This is a genomic window from Psychrobacter sp. UBA2514 (assembly GCF_002341255.1).
In the GTDB taxonomy this organism is placed as follows: Bacteria; Pseudomonadota; Gammaproteobacteria; order Pseudomonadales; family Moraxellaceae; genus Psychrobacter; species Psychrobacter pacificensis.
Map to the genome: position 1 here is coordinate 12,884 of NZ_DDNS01000013.1, position 21,058 is coordinate 33,941.

Annotated in this window: 16 protein-coding genes; 10 read left to right on the plus strand and 6 right to left on the minus strand. The window is 42.0% G+C overall.

From position 1 onward, the window contains the following. From B3V51_RS05000 to B3V51_RS05030, 7 genes are all read left to right on the plus strand, one after another. On the plus strand, positions 1-2,271 hold a 2,271-nt coding region (locus B3V51_RS05000; RefSeq protein ID WP_286708073.1), incomplete at its 5' end, for a copper-transporting P-type ATPase. Between the two features lie 80 nt (positions 2,272-2,351). Continuing rightward, positions 2,352-2,636, plus strand: a complete 285-nt coding sequence (gene tatA / locus B3V51_RS05005; protein WP_011959992.1) for a Sec-independent protein translocase subunit TatA — start codon at positions 2,352-2,354, stop codon at positions 2,634-2,636. Between the two features lie 55 nt (positions 2,637-2,691). Further along, the gene (gene tatB / locus B3V51_RS05010) at positions 2,692-3,078 is read left to right on the plus strand and encodes a Sec-independent protein translocase protein TatB (protein ID WP_192992010.1); all 387 of its coding nucleotides are present in this window, start codon (positions 2,692-2,694) and stop codon (positions 3,076-3,078) included. Beyond that, the gene (gene tatC / locus B3V51_RS05015) at positions 3,075-3,908 is read left to right on the plus strand and encodes a twin-arginine translocase subunit TatC (RefSeq protein WP_025645697.1); all 834 of its coding nucleotides are present in this window, start codon (positions 3,075-3,077) and stop codon (positions 3,906-3,908) included. Before tatB ends, tatC begins: the two co-directional genes overlap by 4 nt. Before the next feature lie 175 nt (positions 3,909-4,083). After that, positions 4,084-5,376, plus strand: coding sequence for a hypothetical protein (locus tag B3V51_RS05020; RefSeq protein WP_286708074.1), 1,293 nt, complete (start codon positions 4,084-4,086; stop codon positions 5,374-5,376). A gap of 104 nt (positions 5,377-5,480) precedes the next feature. Further along, entirely contained in the window at positions 5,481-5,807 is a 327-nt protein-coding gene (locus B3V51_RS05025) for a DUF6122 family protein (protein ID WP_025645701.1), read from the plus strand. Between the two features lie 124 nt (positions 5,808-5,931). Further along, on the plus strand, positions 5,932-6,237 hold the full coding sequence (locus tag B3V51_RS05030; RefSeq protein WP_286708075.1) for a hypothetical protein: 306 nt from the start codon (positions 5,932-5,934) through the stop codon (positions 6,235-6,237). A gap of 243 nt (positions 6,238-6,480) precedes the next feature. On the opposite strand, the gene B3V51_RS05035 is transcribed toward B3V51_RS05030, so the two are convergent. The 6 genes from B3V51_RS05035 to B3V51_RS05060 are packed head-to-tail and all read right to left on the minus strand — an operon-like array spanning position 6,481 to position 18,024. Further along, the gene (locus B3V51_RS05035) at positions 6,481-7,209 is read right to left on the minus strand and encodes a M48 family metallopeptidase (protein ID WP_199508195.1); all 729 of its coding nucleotides are present in this window, start codon (positions 7,207-7,209) and stop codon (positions 6,481-6,483) included. Next, positions 7,209-10,355 carry a type I restriction endonuclease subunit R gene (locus B3V51_RS05040; protein ID WP_286708076.1) on the minus strand — a complete coding sequence of 1,049 codons (3,147 nt, stop codon included), beginning with the start codon at positions 10,353-10,355 and terminating at the stop codon, positions 7,209-7,211. The genes B3V51_RS05035 and B3V51_RS05040 overlap by 1 nt, the downstream gene beginning before the upstream one ends. A gap of 2 nt (positions 10,356-10,357) precedes the next feature. Next, complete coding sequence (locus B3V51_RS05045) at positions 10,358-12,520, minus strand: DUF262 domain-containing protein (protein WP_286708077.1); 2,163 nt, start codon at positions 12,518-12,520, stop codon at positions 10,358-10,360. Between the two features lie 28 nt (positions 12,521-12,548). After that, positions 12,549-14,018 (minus strand): DUF262 domain-containing protein, encoded by a 1,470-nt coding sequence (locus B3V51_RS05050; RefSeq protein ID WP_286708078.1) that lies wholly within the window; start codon positions 14,016-14,018, stop codon positions 12,549-12,551. Next, entirely contained in the window at positions 14,015-15,301 is a 1,287-nt protein-coding gene (locus B3V51_RS05055) for a restriction endonuclease subunit S (RefSeq protein WP_286708079.1), read from the minus strand. Before B3V51_RS05055 ends, B3V51_RS05050 begins: the two co-directional genes overlap by 4 nt. Then, the gene (locus B3V51_RS05060) at positions 15,298-18,024 is read right to left on the minus strand and encodes a type I restriction-modification system subunit M (protein WP_286708080.1); all 2,727 of its coding nucleotides are present in this window, start codon (positions 18,022-18,024) and stop codon (positions 15,298-15,300) included. Before B3V51_RS05060 ends, B3V51_RS05055 begins: the two co-directional genes overlap by 4 nt. Before the next feature lie 478 nt (positions 18,025-18,502). Here B3V51_RS05060 and B3V51_RS05065 point away from each other — a divergent pair, with 478 nt between their 5' ends. The 3 genes from B3V51_RS05065 to B3V51_RS05075 all read left to right on the plus strand — a co-directional run. Next, positions 18,503-19,372: a PP2C family protein-serine/threonine phosphatase gene (locus B3V51_RS05065; RefSeq protein WP_277077959.1), complete on the plus strand. Its 870-nt coding sequence runs from the start codon at positions 18,503-18,505 to the stop codon at positions 19,370-19,372. 172 nt (positions 19,373-19,544) lie between these two features. Further along, positions 19,545-20,534: a helix-turn-helix transcriptional regulator gene (locus B3V51_RS05070; RefSeq protein WP_277077960.1), complete on the plus strand. Its 990-nt coding sequence runs from the start codon at positions 19,545-19,547 to the stop codon at positions 20,532-20,534. Positions 20,535-20,615: 81 nt separating this feature from the next. After that, positions 20,616-21,058, plus strand: a 443-nt coding sequence (locus B3V51_RS05075; protein ID WP_286708081.1) for a hypothetical protein, incomplete at its 3' end; no start/stop codon positions are given.

Below are 21,058 nucleotides of genomic sequence, written 5' to 3' on the forward strand. Positions count from 1 at the left end.
CCAATATGTGGCATGTTTCTTAAACCTGAAGACGAAGTTGCTAAAGATGATAGTCACGCTAGCTGTCATGGAAAGGATACTGATAGTAGCGGAGTAAAATCTGTTAAAGGCGGTAAATACGATAAAGTACCTGCTGATTACGATGGCACGGTATATACCTGTCCTATGCATCCTGAAGTGAGAGACGTTAGAAATAGCGGTTGTCCGATATGTGGTATGGCGCTTGAGCCCGAAACGCTTACTATCGGTGAAGAGGACACCTCAGAGCTTGACGACATGACTCGTCGTTTTTGGATATGTACCGTGTTGACTGTACCGCTATTAATATATGTGATGAGCGGTATGTTTGACTTAAACGTAGTTAATTTTAGTCAGTATGGTATCTCTTCAAAGATCTTACAATGGGCTGAGTTAGTGCTCGCGACCCCTGTAGTGCTTTGGGGCGCCGCCCCGTTTTTCGTCCGTGGCTGGCAGTCTATAAAAAGCCGCAATCTAAATATGTTTACCTTGATTGCGATAGGCGTAGGCGCTGCTTATATTTTTAGTATTGTCGCGACCTTTTTTCCCGATATTTTCCCAGACAGTTTCAGAGATGCCTCTGGTCAAGTCGGAGTCTACTATGAAGCGGCAGCGGTCATTGTGACCTTGGTGCTACTGGGTCAAGTATTAGAGCTCAAAGCTAGAAGTCAAACTTCAGGTGCGATTAGAGCTTTGCTTGAGCTCGCACCACCAACCGCAAGACGTGTCGATGAAAACGGTGAAGAAGTCGAAGTCTCGCTTGATGAGGTCGTCACTGGCGATAAGCTACGGGTTAAACCAGGTGAGAAACTACCCGTAGATGGTACAGTGATCGATGGTAATAGTAGTGTTGATGAATCAATGGTGACGGGTGAGCCAATCCCTGTATCAAAAGTAGCAGGAGATACAGTGACTGGTGGTACGGTAAATGGCACCGGAACGCTATTAGTCGAAGCGGTCAATGTTGGAGCAGATTCAGTATTATCTAAAATTGTACAAATGGTTGCTGAAGCCCAGCGTAGCCGCGCGCCTATCCAGCGCTTGGTAGATCAAGTGGCGGGTTGGTTCGTACCTATTGTTATTGTCACCTCTATCATAACCTTTATTGTCTGGGCGATATTCGGCCCTGAGCCCGCTATGGCCTATGCTTTGGTTAACGCGATTGCGGTACTGATTATTGCTTGTCCTTGTGCCCTTGGTCTAGCGACGCCGATGTCCATTATGGTTGGTACCGGCAAAGGCGCGCAAAACGGCGTCCTCATCAAAAATGCTGAAGCGTTAGAGAGTATGGAAAAAGTCGATACCATTGTCGTCGACAAGACCGGAACACTGACCGCTGGTAAGCCCGAGCTTACCGCAATTGATGCGCAGGTAGGTCAAGATGAAGACGAGTTCCTCGCATTGGTAGCCTCAGTAGAAAGCGCTAGCGAGCATCCTTTAGCAGAAGCTATCGTTAGAGCAGCTCAAGAAAGATCACTCATTATTCCTAAAGCTACTGACTTTAATTCGACTACTGGCGAAGGCGTACAAGCCGTGGTCGATGGTAAGAAAGTCGCTATTGGTAACTCTAAGCTTATGGAAAGCCTAAATAGTTTTGATAATGAGCTGTCCACTAAAGCTGATGTCCGTAGAAAAGACGGTGAAACGGTAATGTTTGTGGCTATAGACGGTAAAGCTGCTGGTATTATTTCAGTTGCTGACCCTATTAAACCAAGCACTAAAGAGGCTATTTCACTGCTTCATGACGCAGGTTTAAAAGTTGTGATGCTAACCGGTGACAACGAAAAAACCGCGCAGGCAGTCGCCAATAAACTAGGTATTGATGAAGTTCATGCGGATGTCTCACCAGAGGATAAAAACCGTATCGTCAAAGAAATGCAAGACAGCGGTAAATTGGTCGCTATGGCGGGTGATGGTATCAACGACGCACCAGCGCTAGCGCAAGCTAATGTTGGTATCGCTATGGGAACCGGTACCGATGTGGCGATGGAGAGTGCGGGCATTACCCTGCTAAAAGGTGATTTAATGGGCATTGCCAAAGCTTATAAGCTTAGCCGCGCCACCATGCGCAATATCAGACAGAATCTGTTTTTTGCCTTTATCTACAATGCACTTGGTGTTCCTATTGCCGCAGGTGTGCTCTATCCCATATTTGGGCTTCTGCTCAGTCCGATGATAGCAGCGGCAGCGATGAGCTTGTCGTCATTCTCGGTGATTGCTAACGCGCTGCGATTGCGCCGTTTGAAACTATAATTCTGGTACGGTAAAAAGTGTTCTAAAGCACACTGACACATACTGGTCTAAACAAGATCACAAAATATAAGGATACCGTTATGGGCAGCTTTTCTATTACACATTGGCTGATTTTATTGGTCGTAGTGGTGGTCGTATTTGGTACTGCCAAGCTTAAAAATGCAGGTAAAGATTTAGGCGGTGCGGTGAAGGGTTTTAAAGAAGCGGTCAAAGATGAAGAACCTGAGAATGCTCGCAAAAATCATGTGCTTAGCCATGAAAATAGTACGCCAGCTGCAAGTAATGATTTAAATACGCGTGTAGGTAATCAGGCTGATGATATGGAAATCAGCCCTATTTCCACTGATGACCAGCCTAAAGTATGAAGCGCGCCGCTTATAAATAGCGGCACTAAGTAGTCTATTAATATATGTGACTGTTATGTTTGATATTGGGTTTTCCGAATTACTCTTGTTTGGCGTCATTGCTTTAATCGTATTGGGCCCAGAAAAACTGCCGCAAGCCGCACGTACCGCTGGGCAATGGTATGCCAAATTGCGTCGCACGATTTCAACCTTACAGTCTGATATAGAGTCTGAGCTTGATTTGGCTGAGACACGAAAACAGATGCAAGATGAGCTGGCAAAGATTCGTCAGACTGAGACAGACATGCGGCGTGAGTTAGCCGAGATGCGCGGTAGTATGGATAAGTTTGAAAACTCGCAAAACCAAAGCTTAGATACTTCCTATCAGTCAAACACTCCTCAGCAGCAAAATCATCAGCCAGATACTTCCTCTTCTTCAGCTATAGAGAAGGGGGATAAATGAGCTTATTTAAGCGCCAAAAAAGTCGCCAAAGAAAGTTAGCAAATACAGATGCTAAGGCGTCAGATGCTACCCATAATGTTGAGACTGATAATGTGCTGAATGTGCTTAGCGACATGCCTATTACTGAGCATTTGATTGAATTACGCAAGCATCTCATCAAAATATGCGTAGCCGTTTTGATCGTCTTCTTAGCATTGGTAGGGTTTTCGCGTGAGCTCTACAATCTTTTATCAGACCCTCTGGTTGCGCAGCTGCCTGCGAATTCGACTATGATTGCTACTGATATTACCTCGAACTTTATGGCACCTATTCGCTTGACGATTTTCGTTGCTGCCTTTGTAGTGATGCCGTATATTCTGTATCAAATTTGGTCATTTATAGCGCCTGGATTATATAAAAAAGAGAAAAAAATCACTATTCCAGTGCTGATATCTTCGATATTCCTATTTTATTCTGGTGTCGCTTTTGCCTACTTTGTGGTACTCAAAGGCGTATTGAAGTTCTTTATTTTATTCGCTCCGCAAAACGTTATACCTATGACCGATATCGACAGTTATTTAAGCTTTGCGCTAAAGTTATTTATGGTATTTGGACTCACTTTTGAGATTCCAGTGGTTACTTTATTATTGATAATGGTCGGTATCATATCCACTCAGAGTCTAGAGAGTAAGCGCCGATATATCATCGTCGGTTGTTTTGCTGTGTCAGCGGTAGTCACACCGCCCGATGGGGTGTCAATGCTATTGCTCGCGATTCCAATGTGGCTACTGTTCGAGTTAGGTTTGTTTTTAGCGAAAGTACTCATTAAAGAAGAGCGTAAAACCGTATAACCTTGCAAAGTAGCTAATTTATAAACTAGATATATTGCAAATTAAGTATCTTGCAAAATGACTATTTCGTAAAGTAACTATAAAAATAACCTTATCTTAAACATTTAAGACACTTTTTTTATTTTGGCTGTCCCCTAAACCCTATCAGTACATTCAACTTAGTAATGAGATTTAAATGGAATCCCTAATTAATAATAAAAACAAAACGAATGATAATCTGGCAAATCAGCTTAATCAAGAGTGCTATTGCCGTACTTTAGATCGTAAAGCGCTTAATAACAGCCTGCAAGATCAATTAGTAAACACAAGAGATAATCCACTAGGAGCCAATGAGCTTAATAAGCTGTTTTCAGCGACACCGGTGTTCGTCCCTAAGACAGAGATAGAAGCAATGGTGCGAATCATCGCAGCTATTGAGTCGACTGCTAGACTACCGTCATATCAACAGCAAGTACTGTCGTGGGCACCCAATATCTCGGCTTTCGATCCGGGGCCAATAGGGGCCTTTATGGGTTATGACTTTCACTTAGGGAGCGATGACCCCAAGCTTATTGAGATCAATACCAATGCTGGAGGCGCATTTTTAAACGTAGCACTTGCCCGCGCACAAAAACACTGCTGTCGCCCCTCAGAGCAAAGTGTTGCTACTACTAAAATGCTTGATGGGTTTGAAGAAGCGGTCGCTAATATGTTCATACAAGAATGGCAGCGACAATCGGCAACTAGCATGCCCAATCGCATTGCTATTGTGGATAATGAGCCCAAAAGCCAGTTCATGTATTTGGAGTTTCAGCTGGCCTGCCAACTACTTCAAGCTAAAGGCATTGATACCGTTATACTCGATCCGTCTGAGCTTAACTATGCTGATGGTGTACTGACAGCTCATAGCAAGCCCATTGATATGATCTATAATCGGTTAGTCGATTTCGCCTTTGAAAACCCCAACCACGCCGTGCTTAAAAGTGCCTATTTAGAGGGTGCGGTAGTAGTAACCCCCAATCCGCATGCCCATGCTATATTCGCTAATAAGCGCAACCTGACTTTACTATCCGATACGCAAACTTTGCAGTCGTGGGGACTAGGTGATGATGATGCAGAATATCTAAAAAAGTCAGTACCAACTACCAGAATGGTTACAAAAGAGGATGCAGCAGAATTATGGCGTACTCGGAGACAATTGTTTTTTAAGCCAGTAGCTGGTTATGGTAGTAAGGGCGTTTACCGTGGCAGCAAGATTACCCGCCGCGTATTCGAGACTATTTTAGATGAAAGCTATATTGCGCAGACCTTTATCCCTGCTACAGAGCGATCAATAAAGATTGATGATGTGGTGACGACTAGAAAGGTAGATATACGTCTTTATACCTATGCAGGACAGCTGCTACTAACTGCTGGGCGTATCTATCAAGGCCAAGCGACTAACTTTCGCACACCAGGGGGTGGCTTTGCGCCTGTTTTTCAAGTCTGAACATAGCATGAACATGTAGCTTTGGCTTCTTAAGTAACGTTTACTAGTTTAATTATTCTGCATACCAACTTATCAATAAAACATCATGCTGAATTGGAAAGATGATGATCCAAACCGTTATCCACTACTTCCTGCATTTTGGCATGCCGTTGATTATTGCCTATACTTTTTTTCGTGATGATTACAAACGAGTATATTTGATTCTTTTAGCAACCATGCTGGTAGATTTAGATCACTTGCTAGCAACACCTGTTTTCTTACCTGATCGCTGTAGTATTAATTTTCATCCATTACATACTTACTATGCAATGGCAGTTTATGCGGCTATGCTATTTCTACCAAAGCCCTATAGAATAATTGGTCTAGGATTGTTACTACATATGCTGACTGATTCAAATGACTGCGTAATGACCTATCTGAATAGACTCTAGTGCTTATGCGTAGTCGTTAGCTATAGTGAAAAAATTATACAGGATTAGTTAAAATAAATAGGGTAATCTTCCTTTAATGTCGTTCCTTCCTCAAAAAGGATAAAAAGTGATTCTGGCAATTATAATGGCAGCGATTCTAATCGCTGTCTGCACAGCAATACATTATGGCGTATTAAAATTCTCGTCACAGTTTGTGACGCCGTCGCGCCATCCGGGACACTGCCTTGGGGTCGCAGTTGCCTCAATCGTGCTGGCTCATATCCTTGAGGCACTGCTTTATGCGACTGGCTTTTGGGTTGCTGTGCATAACTTTCAGGTTGGTGACCTCGTCTCGTCCTCATCCAACGGCAGTGCCTCCCTTACCTTTATGGACTACTTTTACTTCTCGCTAGTTAACTACACAAACCCCGAGTTTCACAAAGCCACCTGACAAATATTTTTTTAGTGCTTTACCATACACGTACTATGAGCACTAGCTTAAAGCGTCTATAAGCACAGCTATTTCATGTTTTGGTTCACAGTAGCAGGTTTATAAATGACTTTCATATACCCGCAATATGAGAGGTACTAGCACCTAGTAACTCTCATATTATAAGTATGAATCAAGCCGAAATTAGCATTACACAGCATTCTGTCTGAATAAAATGTAGTACTCAAAGTAGATTTAAATAAGCTATTCTCGCTGCTTCCAGTTTTCTTGACCCAAAGGCATGCGATTGAGTAGGTCACGTCTTGATCGCCAGTCAGGCATTTGAGTATCTAGCAGAGCCTTGAATCTATCGTTATGTTGGCGCTCTTTGAAATGTAGTAGCTCATGAACGATAATATATTCTAAGCAGGGTATGGGCTTTTTTGCCAACTCTAAGTTAAGTAGGATACGACCTTCCTCTATATTACAGCTACCCCATTTAGTCTTCATTTTTTGAACTTGCCAGCTTGTGACGTTGACGTTGAGCTGCTTAGACCACTGCGTAACCAAAGTAGGAATACGTGCTTTTAGTCGAGTACGATAGTACTCATTGAGCAGTTTTAATCTATCAGTAGTCGACGTTTTAGTATGCACGGATAAAATGAGTTTGCCACCTTTTAGCTTGACGTTAGGTACAAAGTTTTGAGCGGTATCTAACTCAAGCACTTCAAGCCGATAGCGTCTGCCCCATAAATAATGTGTCTCGCCATTGATCATTTCTCGAGTGGATTGACGCGCTTGCTTAATAAAGCTTGCCTGCTGCTTGCGTATCCATGGTATGCGGTGAATCACTGCCATTCGAATTGCAGTTTCGGTCATTGCTTCAGGGGCAGCCACTCTAATCTCACCATTAGGCGGCATCACACTGATATGCAAATGCTTAATGGTTTTGCGCTGCAATTGAATGTCTAGTGATCCGATCATTAGTTGCATTATTTATATTCCGGTTGCGCTTTGACTAGGCTCATGACCTCTTCAGTACTGCTGTCCAATTCATACAAAGACAATGTTTCTCTGACGATATTTGCAACTTTGCGCTCTTTTAATAGATGGCCTTGCCAGTCAGCTTGCTTATTAAGTCTGACAGCCGCGTCAAGCTTATCGGCCAGTTCTTCATTTTGGTCTAAGTTGTCGTACAATGCGCGTTTAGCATTGGTATTGATAGAGTCTGGATAATGGTTATTTGCACTATTGGGTCTTAACACTTTGGCAGATAGCTCGCGTATTTTGTGTAAGTACTCTTTGTAGTCTACGGCCTTTTGGCGACGCAAGGTGACAAGCTCGTTAAGTAAGACTGACATGTGCTCATAGTACTTAGGGTTAACGGGGTTTTCATCTACAATAGTTTTGCGCACGTTATTTTCGATGGTTTCAGCCACGTTTCCTTCGTCATTAGCGATATCATCAGGTAAAGCCTTAATCAGCTCATCAGTCCCTTTGTCTACAATCAGCTCAATTAAGCCAAGCTCTTCAAAGTCCATGACCGTATCACTAGGTTCAGCACGGATATAACTATCCAATAAATGACGCATGGCTGGCTCGTAGAGTTTCATATCGAGCATGTCAGCGCTCATCATCTTGATGCTCTCACGCACGCTTTCAAAGTGCTTCACGTCGGTTTGAATACGATCGATCTGCTCTGGACTGTAGCCACACTCTACCATCTCATTAGCAATATTTGCATAAGCTCGCAGTAGCTTAGCGACACTTTTATATAAAGTGACCCGTAGCTGTTCTTTTTCTAGTTTTTCATCAATGGGGGCGTCATTTGTGGTGCAAAAATATGCATAGTAGTCTTGAGTGTTCTTAGGGTATCTAACGGGTTCGCACAATCCTCGAACCATCTCTAGCGCATTATCTAAGTCCTGCTTAGCAGAATCAAGGCGGTTTTTTAATAAGCCTTCAATATCTTTGCTGTCATAATCAGAGAATGCGCCTTGTGTATAGCTTGATATGGCTTTATCTAAAGACTGAAACAGATCCTGATAGTCGATGATATAACCATATTCTTTGTCTTCACCATCTAGGCGGTTCACTCGGCAAATAGCCTGAAATAAGTTATGATCGGCCATTTTTTTATCAATATATAGATAGGTTGCTGAAGGCGCATCAAATCCCGTCAGTAGCTTATCTACTACAATCAGTAAGCGCATCTGCCCCGGCTCGTCAATGAAGCGTTTTTTGACCTCTTTTTCAAAGTCTTCAACCCTCAAACCAGCCTCTTGTTCATCGATATCGTAATATTCGGCAATCATCTTACGATAGGTGGCATACTTAAATAGCTTTTCAGTCGTACCTTCGCCAGACTCTTCACCCTTAATGCTATCGGCAGTCGGCTGATAGCTGGTGATGATAGCAATTTTATCTTTTAAGTGCGTATGGCTAAACATTTCATAGACTTTGCAGGCTTGATAGATACTGCCACATACGAGCATGGCATTACCTCGACCATCAGCCAGTCGCGGGCGCGTCTCCATATCATATAAGATATCGTTCTTGATTTGCTCTAGGCGAGAGTGACTCGATAACACGCGCTGCATCGTGCCCCATTTTTGTTTTAGCTGAGTCTTAGCAACATTGGATAAGCCGCGAGTTTTGGCATCAAACCATTTATCAATTTTATCTGGTGATAGTAGCTGTTGATCGATATCGCGTGCTTCATAACGCAGATCAAGCACGACGCCATCAGCGACTGCTTCATCGAATTTATAAGTATGAATATAGGGACCGAAGACCTCGATAGACTTTTTCTGATCTTTTTTGAGCAGTGGCGTTCCTGTAAAGCCAATAAACGTCGCATGAGGAAGCAGGGCAGTCATCGCACTATGCAGCTTACCCGATTGCGTGCGATGGCATTCATCAACAAAGACGTAAATATCCCCTTTAGCGCTAAAGTTTGAAGACAGACTACTTTTTAGATCCTCTATGAATTCGTCAGTATCCGCTACGCTATCTTCATCCTTATTGTCATTAGTATGACGACCAAATTTATGTACTAATGAGCATAGTAGTGCTGGGTTAGGATGATTAAGCTGACGGATTAGATCCGCGCCATTCTTGGTACGATATATATTTTCATCAATACCTGAAAACACACCTTCAATCTGCTCGTCTAGCTCTTTGCGGTCCGTAATGACAAGTACGCGGCTATTTTTAATATTCTCACGTATCCACTTAGCCAGCCATACCATAGTGAGACTTTTACCTGAGCCTTGGGTGTGCCAGATAATGCCGTTTTTACGTTTTGCTAGGTAGTCTTTGGCGGCTTGCACACCAAAGAACTGATTGTGCCGGCAGGTTTTTTTGACACCCATGTCATAAACGATGAAGTTATGAATAACATCGAGTAAGCGCTTTTTATTACATAACTGATAGAGGTGACGGTCTAATGGCTCAGCATAAGCTTGTTGACTTGCCTGCTGCGTCGTACTGGTATGCTGAGGGCTTGCTTCTTTCCATTCCAGATAGTAGCGCTCTGGGGTCTCTATAGTCCCATAACGCAATCCTTGACTGTCGTTACCGGCCATGACTAGCTGGATGGTGGTAAAAAAGTTACGGATAAAATCCTTGCTTTGATTGTCTAAGTTCTGCCGTATGCCTTCAGAGACTGAGATGGTAGAGCGCTTTAGTTCTAAGACACCAAGGGCGATACCATTGACGTATAACACCACGTCAGGGCGCTTTTTATGTTCGCCTTTGATCGATACTTCTTCAGCAATAGCAAAGTCATTTGCCGCAAAGTTGTCCCAGTCAATCAACCAAACCGTTTGGGTATGTTCGCCTGAGCCTTCTTTTTCTTTTATCCCGTACCGTAGTAGTCGATAGACCTCTTTATTGGCATCATAAAGCTTGATGCCACTACCTAGGGCGGCAGCTTTTTCTAAGGTGCTAATCGCGCGCGCTATCAGTGGCGCACTGACATTACGAGACTTTAGCCATTGCGCTAGTATATCGCGTTCAATATTTTTATTATCGGCCCGTGTGTGCCAGTTGCCCAAATAGCGATAGCCAAGCTCGTCTTGAAAAAATTGTACAACACGGTTTTGGGATATTCTTTCAATATCGTTGACGTTACTCATTTTTAAGCGCCCTCTGACATTAGGTTAAGACCTTTCATCATGATTTCTAGCATTTGTTCTTCATGCTGCGCGATCATTGTTTTATCCCACGTGGCTTCTTGACCACTAATACACTTAATCATTCTAGATAGTTTCAGGCTATCAATTTGTTTGCTTTCAAGAAAGTATTTTACCTTCACATCAGGCATGTCATTACTAACCCGAGAGTTAAGACTATGGCTAATCAAACATAAATTGCCAAAAGAATGAAGCAGCGTATCCTCTACATTTTTATCATTTATAAAGAGCTTATCATCTCGCTTGTTTTGGGGATAAAAATGCTCTATAGAGCTTCGAGCAGTAAAGGTAAATTCAGGATGTTTCTCATCTTTCCAAAGCAGATAGTCTAGATAGTTAAACACAAAAATATTGCGAATATTGTTATATCTAAGGTACTGCTTAATTTGTGTACGTAAATGATTGGGTGTGAGACTAGCGTCAGTATTTGTGAACGAGATTTGATTAAAATCTGGGGTTTGATAAATAATGTGATGATAGTCGTCAGGCTCATCTGTTAAATAACGCCTCAGCATAAAGGCGCGGGCTATTGCCTCTATATGAGCCAGATAAGCTGTGCTATCAAGTCCGATGTCATTATATTGATAATGCTGATAAGCATAATATAAAACCGCATTGAGCCAGTGCTTATAGTTTGTGGTAGGGGTTGAAACGTGAAAGGCGCTTTGTAGCATCACTAAATCATTGTTGTCATTTTCAAAGCTGTTTTTATAATAGCTGTTTTTTTTATCCTCACCTTTGGTTAGTTTGTTAAGTGTCCATTGCCCTTTGTTGTCCTGCATATTGCGCTTGATTATGAAGTGATCAAAGATAAACTTACTCTTAAGTAAGGCGTATATAAAGGTCTTGACTTGAGATAAAGGCGTTATCCTGTCTTTAGTTTCTACGTTTTGGCTCATCTTCGAAACAGAGGGTGCTAATATATAAGTTTCAAACTGAGTCAGCAGCTGTTTGTCATCAAGGGCGATGTCTTTTTGACTTGATGACTGCATGTTAATCATGATTCTTAACGTATGTAGCAAAAAACTTGAGAAGTTAACTAGGCTATAGTAGGTTTCGCTAATACCGTCATCATCACCTTTGTCAGCAGTATCATTGGGGTTTGGTGGACTGGCAAAGCCATCGGCTAGAATGTCGTATAAAGAGGGCGGCTGTGATTTAGAGGCTTGAGTGTTATTTTGTTCATCATGATTTTTATAGATATCAAGTAGCGCATTAAAGTCTTTAGGCTTTAGCACGGACAAATTATTTGAAAATAACTCAGTACGTAAGGTAGTGCTAAAGCCATATTGCACGTACTTATTCATATTGGCGCAAGCTTCCCAAACATCATGAATTAATGCCTTAAGGGGTTGTTTGTCAGCAACGTCTATTTCGCTCGAATCTGCCTTTTCGACCACTGATAATAATCGTGCTTTGATAATCTCATGCTTCTCTAACTGCTCACCTCGGTTATTCATGACTTCAAAATAGTGGTTTAAGTCTGTCTCGTTGGGCACAGGTACACGAGAGATTTGCACATATGTGAACAGATATTGACAGAAGTCTTGAATACTGATCTTATGGTACTGGTTTTCACCGGAATTAGCACTATCAAATTTGTCTTTCATTACCTTTTCAATAGACTTATAGCCATTGATAATAGCAGGGTTAAGCTCATCTTGATCAAGGTGCTGATGGTTCTCTAGGTTAGCGTTTAGTAGTAAATTTAACGTTTGAGTAGATTTTGGGCGGCTTTCAAACTCGATATTCTGTGCTTTGTACCACGACATGTCATAGTCGTTATCGTTACTTGCAAAGTAGTGTTTTAGGTATATGATCAATAGGCTTAAAGTGGTAAAACGCTGCTGACCGTCAATAACCTCAAACACCTTATGTTTAGACGATGGCTCTGGTCTTTCAAAGACAACCAAAGTACCTAGGTAATAGTTCTTATGACCGTCTAAGGTCCTTGAGTTAATCTGAGCGTCAATAATATCAGTGATGAGTTGTTCAATCTCATCATTGCCCCAAGCAAAATTACGCTGATACATAGGAATAAGATAATGCGCTGTGCCGTCTAGCATTTGTTTTGGCGTGAGCGATATCACATCTTTAGTTGTGCTCAAATGATAATTTGTCATTATTGTATTTTCTCTATTTATCAGCCAAATAGTTGAGGTCATTAAACATTTTGTATATGGCGTTGTCTGGTGTTTTATTAGATGCCTGTATATCACTTGCTTTTAATGGACTGACACCAGCTAGCCATACCTGTTTTGGTAGAGTGGCTTCTTTGATGCGTTTAAATAACATACCATTGACCGCACGATTATCCATGGTTGCAAGCTTTACCGCATAGCGCTCTAGACGTATTTTATAAGCCCAAATAAACACAGTTTCGATGACCTGTGATAAATCTTGCATACCGAACTTATCGATATAGTAAATCAGCGCGTTATCAAATAGATTGCGTGCGTATTTATCACCTTGTCGCCCCCTGCCGCTATAAGTCGTTAGTAAGTCTACAATCTTAGACGCGCGTTCATCTAAGTGCTGCTCAGCGATAGTGGTAAGCAGCAAGTCATTTTTATTATCTGAAGTGCGATCTGCATCAATCGTTCTATTGTGTGTGATAAGCGTATCGTAGTGCTCAATCATCTCAAAGAATCGTCGCCCGTTAATGAGCTGTTGGTCTAGCTGAAAGGGATAGCTCATCGCTTGGGCATCAATATGACGGTGCATATTGCCATTATAATCATCTATAAAATGATGAAGTACGAGCATGGACTTGGCGTAATGCGGTAAATTTTGCTTGTGTAAAGACACCCCTTTAAAGATATCGACATGACGACTGCTAAAGCTGCGGGCGGGTTTTTGATCGATCCAGCGCTTAATCCTAAATAAATGCTGACCAAATAGTCTGTGCAAATCGCTATCTGCTAAGCTCTCCCAGTGGGCGACAGTTTGCGCTTTGATATCGGGATTAAGGCGTTCATCATAGGCGCTAAACTCACGCAAATGAAACGCCTTGAGTAAGTCATGCGGATATAGTGCTTTACCGCGCGAGTTCTGCGAGTCAAAAAACTGAAACGCTTCTGATTCATCTTCTAAGATAAAAATGACAACTTCGCATTTATGCAGCAAAAAATCGATATGATGAACGCTGAGCTCACCGCGATTTACAATACGCTGAATTTCTTGGAAGTTTGTATGCAGATTATAGATAGAGATGTCACTTGCGAACGCTTGCTTTTGTGCTAGCGCTGGCACGCTCTGCGTTAGATTGCCTAGTATTTTACTTACATCTGACGTATCTTTTGGTGATTTAATATACTTCTTGATAATCGCCATAACGGTGAGCATTAGCGTTAGGGTGCGCTGTTGACCATCAACGATGTTAAGTATATCTTCGCCTTTATCATTTTCAGACTGGTGCAGTACGATAGTACCAAGACGGTAGGCGGGCTTGTCGCTTTGGGTTTTGATATCGTTGAATAGGCTTGCGATATTACGCTGCGTCCATTTGTAAGGGCGCTGATATTCAGGGATGGTCAACCGGCTCTCATTGAGCAAATCTGATACCGAAACGATGGTTTCGTGTTGTAAGGTCACTGATGTATTCATGCTAGGCAGTCACCATTATCAGCTGATGGATAAGTGCTAGAACTGTCAGAACTTACTAAGCGCACTTTCCCTGTCAACAGCTGCTGCATCATACCTTGCTTAATATCACGGGTTTTGTCTAAACGCTGCTGCAATGCTTGAATCTCAGTATCCATATCAGAGAGAATAGTGGCGATGGCAGTTTGTTCTTGAATACTTGGTACTGATATTTCAAAGTTACGAGTTTGAGTAGTGCTAATCTCTAAAAACGTACTGCCACTACAAAGTTGAACAAGTCTATTTTTTGAATTAGATAGATTGTAATAGAGAAACTCATTGTTAGTATTATCAAAGCAAATGAAGTTCTTAAAACCCTGATTAGTAGATATATTTTTTGTCGTTATAGCACACTCACCAATCGTAGCACGAGATGTCATTACTATACTTCCTATAGGAAGTAATTCAGCAGATGAGTTTTCCAATCCAGCTTTAGTGATTTTTTTGAGTGTGTTTGAGAGATATTTTTGCGATTTTAGAGCTGTTATATCGGTTGGCGTGCACCAAAGTATTGAACCGTTCCAATAGGAACTATCAGACGTTGAAGGTGTTCCTCCTGATTTAACATCAGATATCTGATTTAGTTTTCTAACCTCCCAATCCTCAGGAATCTGCCCCAACTCAGTCTGTTTAAACCCTTTAGCACTACCATCCTCACGAGTGGCAAACTCAGGCAGGCGAGTTTTACCTGTAAGTAGCTGCTGCATAGTAGCGGTCTTTATCGCTTCCTTCTTGGTAATCAGCTTTTCTAGCGACTTGATTAAATCATCAACGTCGGATAGGGCAGTGGCGATGGCGATTTGTTCTTTAACTTCACTTGGTACTACTATCTTAAAACTATGTGCATCATTTCTATTTAACGTTGGAACCCCAGAGCCACTTTTGAAACGCTCAAACCCGATGCTATTAAATAAGTAATAAACAAATTTGACATTGGAATTGCCAAAACTTGTTACCCATAAGGTGGTATTGTGAGGCCAAAAATCTCTTTCAACGTAATGTACTTTTCCTATCGTACCTGACCGACCAGTAACGATACCTGCACCATTTACTTGAAAAGCTTTGTGAGTTCTAAGAATTCCGTTTGAATAAACCACTGGATACTCGCCAGCTTCTACCTGAGTTGTCGGTAAATCAAAACCCCTCTGCAATGGCGAAAAATCTCCAATAGTAGTAACCTCCCAATCCTCTGGAATAACCCCAACCTCAGTCTGTTTATAACCCTCGGGTATTTTTACCTCACTCATGACGCCACTCCCATCGCTTGCAGGTGCGCGGTGACTTTTTGGCTCAGTCTATCCACCTCATCAAGCAGACTGGGCAATGGCTCAGCGTAGCGCGCTTCTAACTGCGTCACCCGATCAGCAAGCTGGGCGGTGATACGCTCAATCTCCGCCTCAATACGCGATTGCAATGTCGCTTGCCATTTATCCGTGACCAGTAAGGTTTTGATGTCCTCATCACTCAGCGTTGAATATGTTTTAAATACCGCCAAGTCTAGGGCATCTTGCGCTTCTTTTAGCGCTTTTTTGGCAGCCGCTTCCGCATCAGTTAATTGTAAAAACTGCTGAATATTTTGAATATCAGTAAAGTCAGATATATCGTCTTCTTGCATTTTTTTATCAACTACAGTGACGGCTTGTTTTTCAAAATCCTTTACCTTTTTTAGCTCGGCTTTTATCAGTTTGTCTTTGTTGAGATAGCTATTGATGGTATTTATCTCTTCTGCTGAGGCGTTAGTGTTTAGATAAGTTTTTAAGTTTTTAAGGGCAATCTTCCCACTATAATTATTGGCTTTATCAATCACATGATTCTGAGCCAATATCAATAGCTCACTCTGCGCGGTCTCAATCTCTTTATTCAGTCTTACATAATCTTTATATTGATCAGGAGCAAATATTCTATAAGCCATAGCATAAAAGTCTTTTAATGCCTCATTTGCCTCTTTTTTAGTGCTTATATTATTGAGTACGCCTTCTTCATCACTATGCTCCTCAATGAACTCAGTCAAAGTCGTACTTACGGTATCGAGTTTGGCTTGTAGGGTGTCTATATGTGCTTGCTCATCGCTATAGTATCGGTTAATGATAAGCGCAGGCGCGATAAGCTCGGCTTTGTACTTATTCTTATTGATAACCAGATCAGGAGTTTCTTTAAGCTTTTCGCCCTTAGCAGCGATAAGCTGACGCAACTGCTTGCCAACTTGCCAGCCTTCTTGTGAGAGGGCATACACATCGTCCTGCATCGTCTCTGCCCAATAATCCATCAAAATCTGATAGATGTCATATTTATCGAGTAGGGCAGTATCGGCATAACGCTGAAGCAAGTCTTCACTGATACGCTGAATGATGGCTTTGGGTTTATCGCCTTGCGCGATATCTGTAAGGTTAGATGCTGTCCACCAGTCACTAAAGGGCGTCAGGCTTTGGCTTGCAAACTGGATAAACTCAGGATGCGCCAAGACCGTGGCTTTGACTTCATTAGCGGGTATGAGGCACTGACGATAGCCCTCTCGCAAGTCTGCAAATAGCGCCTTTCGCAGGCTTGGAAATACTTGCCAATACGGCTCTAAGGTATCGATATCGCTAATCGGAATACCGCCTTGCAAGTGAGCGCCAAGGTCATGCTGGTCTTCATCAAGGCTTGCATCGATATAGCGTGGAATATTTAAGTTGTAGTCATTATCGCTGATCTCATCCATGCCGACCATACGGCTATAGCCTGCCAGCTCGGTTTGATGATTGAAGACGTCAACGACTTTGTGAATGTCTTGACTGCGTAAGCGGTTTTTATTGCCATCTTTCATAAACCCGCGACTGGCATCTATCATAAATAGTCCAGATGCGCCTGTGGCTCGCTCAGCTGCCGTCATCTTATCGATAACGATAATACAAGCAGGAATACCTGTACCATAGAATAAGTTAGCTGGCAGGCCGATGATGCCCTTGATGTAGCCTTGTTTGATAAGATTTGTGCGGATATGCGCTTCGGCATTGCCTCGGAATAGCACACCATGCGGTAAGATGACTGCACCGATGCCTGTGCTTTTTAAGCTCTTAATGATGTGTAGTAAAAAAGCATAATCGCCGTTTTTTTCAGGGGGAATGCCCCACGTAAAACGGTCGAACTCATCCGCTGCTGCATTTAGACCACTGGTCCAGTTTTTATTACTAAAGGGTGGGTTGGCTACGGCAAAGTCAAAGGTTTTCAGTTGATTGCCTGCTACAAATTGCGGCGAGGCGAGGGTATTGCCTTTATAAATATCAGCGCCTACTGCGCCATGCAAGATCATATTCATCTTTGCAAGTGCGGTTGTGGCAGAGTCCATCTCTTGACCAAAGATAGTCAGACCACGCGGCGCTTCATCACTGGCTTTGAGTAGCAGCGAGCCTGAGCCGCAAGCTGGGTCATAAACAGTGGCATCCTGCGGTGTATCTTCATTAATACCAATGATTTGAGATAGGATACGTGACACCTCAGATGGGGTGTAGAACTGTCCTTTGGACTTACCTGACTCCGTTGCAAAGTGGCGCATCAGATATTCATAAGCGTCGCCAAGCAGATCATCACCATCAGCCCGGTTGCCTGATAAGTCTAAACCCTCGAATATACCAATAAGCTTAGATAAGCGATCAACATGCTCTCTACCTTTACCTAGCTTTTCTTCATCATTGAAGTCAGCGACATCGATGACGCCTTTTAGCCCATTGGCTTCGGCAAGCTTACCGATGATTTTATCAACTTTTTCACCGATCTCTTTATCGCCTTTGAGCATTACCATATCGTCAAAGCTACCGCCTTCAGGGACGAAAATATCCCCGTAAGGGTCGCCTTTAAACTTGTCCGATACGTACTTCATAAATAGCATGGTCAATACATAGTCTTTGTATTGGCTGGCATCCATACCGCCGCGCAGCTCATCACAGCTTGCCCAAAGGGTTGCATATATCTCGGTCTTTTTAAGTGCCATAGTGAGCTCTTTTTATTGAATTTAGAAGTTTTTTGGTGGCTGATATTATACTGCTAATCACTTAGATTGCTAGGTATGTAATTAACTACTTTATTGAAGACAAACCCCGATATCACTCATGCCACCTGAGAATTTTGTAAAACTGACAAAACCATATTGAGCCTTTACTATCAAGGCTTAGCAGGGTTTTCTATACCAAATCGTGCTGAATACATATCACTCTATCTTATAAACACTGATAATGCGACACCTTAAAAAAGAACAAGATAGCCACCTGATAAATAAGAGAAAATTAAACATCACCTTTATGAGTTGTCAGCAATATCGCCTACCTCTTTGAGCTTGGATTGGTGAACCTTTAGAAGATTTCAGTCACTCGTGATTACTATCAATTCAAAATATCGCATGACCTAGAAAGTAAATTGGTAGGTAATCTACTATACTTGTCTTAACGATAATAATTAATGAGCGAATGAATATGACAGCGACTTTAAGTGATGAATATGATCCTTTTATTAAAGCAATAGCACAGGCCTGCACTATTACCTTTCAAGGTAATGCCAGTAATCAGCTTCAGCAAGACGCGTTTTTCTTTTTAGACCACTGGTATCAAGAGGACTTAGGAGTAATGCTAGTGACCCCGGTCGTTGCTCCATTTTGTCTTGCGGTATCAGACGGCGTTGCCAGCTCTAACCAGTCACAGCACTGCTCGAAGGCAGTTGTTAAAGCAATTAGATCGCTATGGAATGACGAACAAGTAAACATCCAAAATATAACCTCAGATCGTATCTATACGCAACTGAGCCAAACCAAGCACACAAAAAAACGCTATGGCGCTGCAGCAACCCTCGCGATGATCATCGGCACACTAAACGATGATAAATCAATCAATATAGACATCACTCATGTCGGTGACAGCCGTGTGTACTTGCTAAGAAAAAACACAAAAGGATGGCAGTGCTTAACTCGTGACCATAACTTATTAAATGAGCTGGTAGATGAGAAGGCGCACGATGAAGATCGTCAAGCAAGTTTTGATGAGTATAACCGCACAGGTATGGCAGGCAGCTTATATAGTATCACTGAGTGCTTTGCATTGGCAGTAAATAGCGATGACCCAAGCAACGAGCCACCTAATAGTACAAAACAGACAATCACAGTGCAAGCAGGTGATAGTCTTGTTGTTTGTACTGACGGTATTCATGATTTAGTGCCAAGTAATGAATGGGCGCGTATCGATAATCAAACGGATTTACAAGAGTGGCTACAGACGCTTAAACAGCAAGTTTATGACTCTGATGGCAATGCCTATGATAATGGCACGGCGATTGTGGTGCGGTTTGATTAACCTTTTTATAAGAGCCTACTTTTAAAATGACAGTTTGATAGATTCTATAGCCTATAGAGCAGACAATATGCCCACATACCCAGTCGCCAGCTACAACAAATCAACCCGTCTGTTTATGCTATAACAGCGCTTGCCACGTAGTAAAGACAAGGCAATATCACTCACAGAGCTAATGAACGTTTATGGCAATAATCCTAACCATTACGCAAACGAGCGTAAAAATTTAGAGAACGATTTGAGTAGTCTCAATCAAATATTTAATGACATCTTTCACAGCGATGCTTTAATGCGTCTGCCAGCTTGGGGACAGAATATTAGCGGACAAACGGCAAGGTTTTATATTGAGCCAAGCTTTAGTATCGATGTTATTAATGAGCAAACGGTGTTTTTTTGGCAAATGCTTGATAAATATACCGCAAATTATTTACCAACGTCTTTCAAGCAAGGTGTTAGTGAAAAGCTTGCCCAGTTAGATCGTCAAGATAAGACCAGCTTCAATCAAAGCAGGCTAGGGCAGTGGCAAAATCATCTCATTACCCTGCCCAGTATCGTACAAGCACCAAAGCTTGATAGTGACGTGCTGGCTAGCATTCATCAAGCGTTGTTAGAGAATAAGCAACTACACATCATCACTTATAGAAAAAAATGGGGTGAACATTCAAACGTTAGGATAACTTACCCCAAAGGTTTAGTCTTTATCGACAATATGGTCTATCTCACAGGCTTCAATCCAACGAGTGATCATATTGATGATAATGTCCTGTTGAAGGCACATCGTAATTTTGCAGTTAATCGTATTGAAGCAGCTGAAGTAACAGAGCAGTTGGTACCGGACTGGGTAGAGCGCAATGCTTTTACTCTTGAGAATCTACGTAAGCTAGGAAAGTTGGAATTGAATAATGGTTTAAAAATCGAACTGGTTCTAAAGGTGCAAAAATATGCCTGCCAGCATTTATATGAGCGGCCGTTATCATCTACTCAAACGATTACGGTTATCGATGACACTTGGAACGAAGTGCGTGCAACAGTTGCCAATACGCAGCGCTTGCAAGACTGGCTAGTCAGTATGTCGCAGTTGGCAGTGGTGATTGAGCCTAACGAGTTAAAAGCAGTAATTTTAGAGCGTTTAAAAAGCGGTATAGCGCTTTATGAATATTATTAAAAATCTAACAGCCTTTCGTTCTAACTTTATTCTAGAGCTTTCTAACTATATTAGCACCATGAATTATAAACGAGTATAACTATGAAATATCATTTTAATGAAGCTAAACTAAAAAGTGTACCCTGTGCAGCCTTATACCCATCAGACACAGAAGGTTTTCAATCAGCTGTTATTGCCTGTTTTATCATCAGTGACGGTTGGAATGAGCAGGCACTACTAGAGCTAAAAGAGAAAGCAGAGGCTGATATTTTAGTAGGCTTACAGACAGATAACAATGAGTATGAACGCTTAGATATTGTAGAAGGCATTATTAGATGCCAGCCTAATGAAGTAAATGATGTTGTTGAACTGCTAGATGTAAGGTCCGCAAGTACTATTATCGGTATAGATGTGATAGATGTTATAAACTTGTTTGAGGTTGGCAGTTCATTCCAGTTTGTTCAAGCGAGCTCTACAGGCGAGCATGAATTCGATATGATAAAGATAGCCACACACAAGCTAATTGATCTACTTGCAAAAGCTCA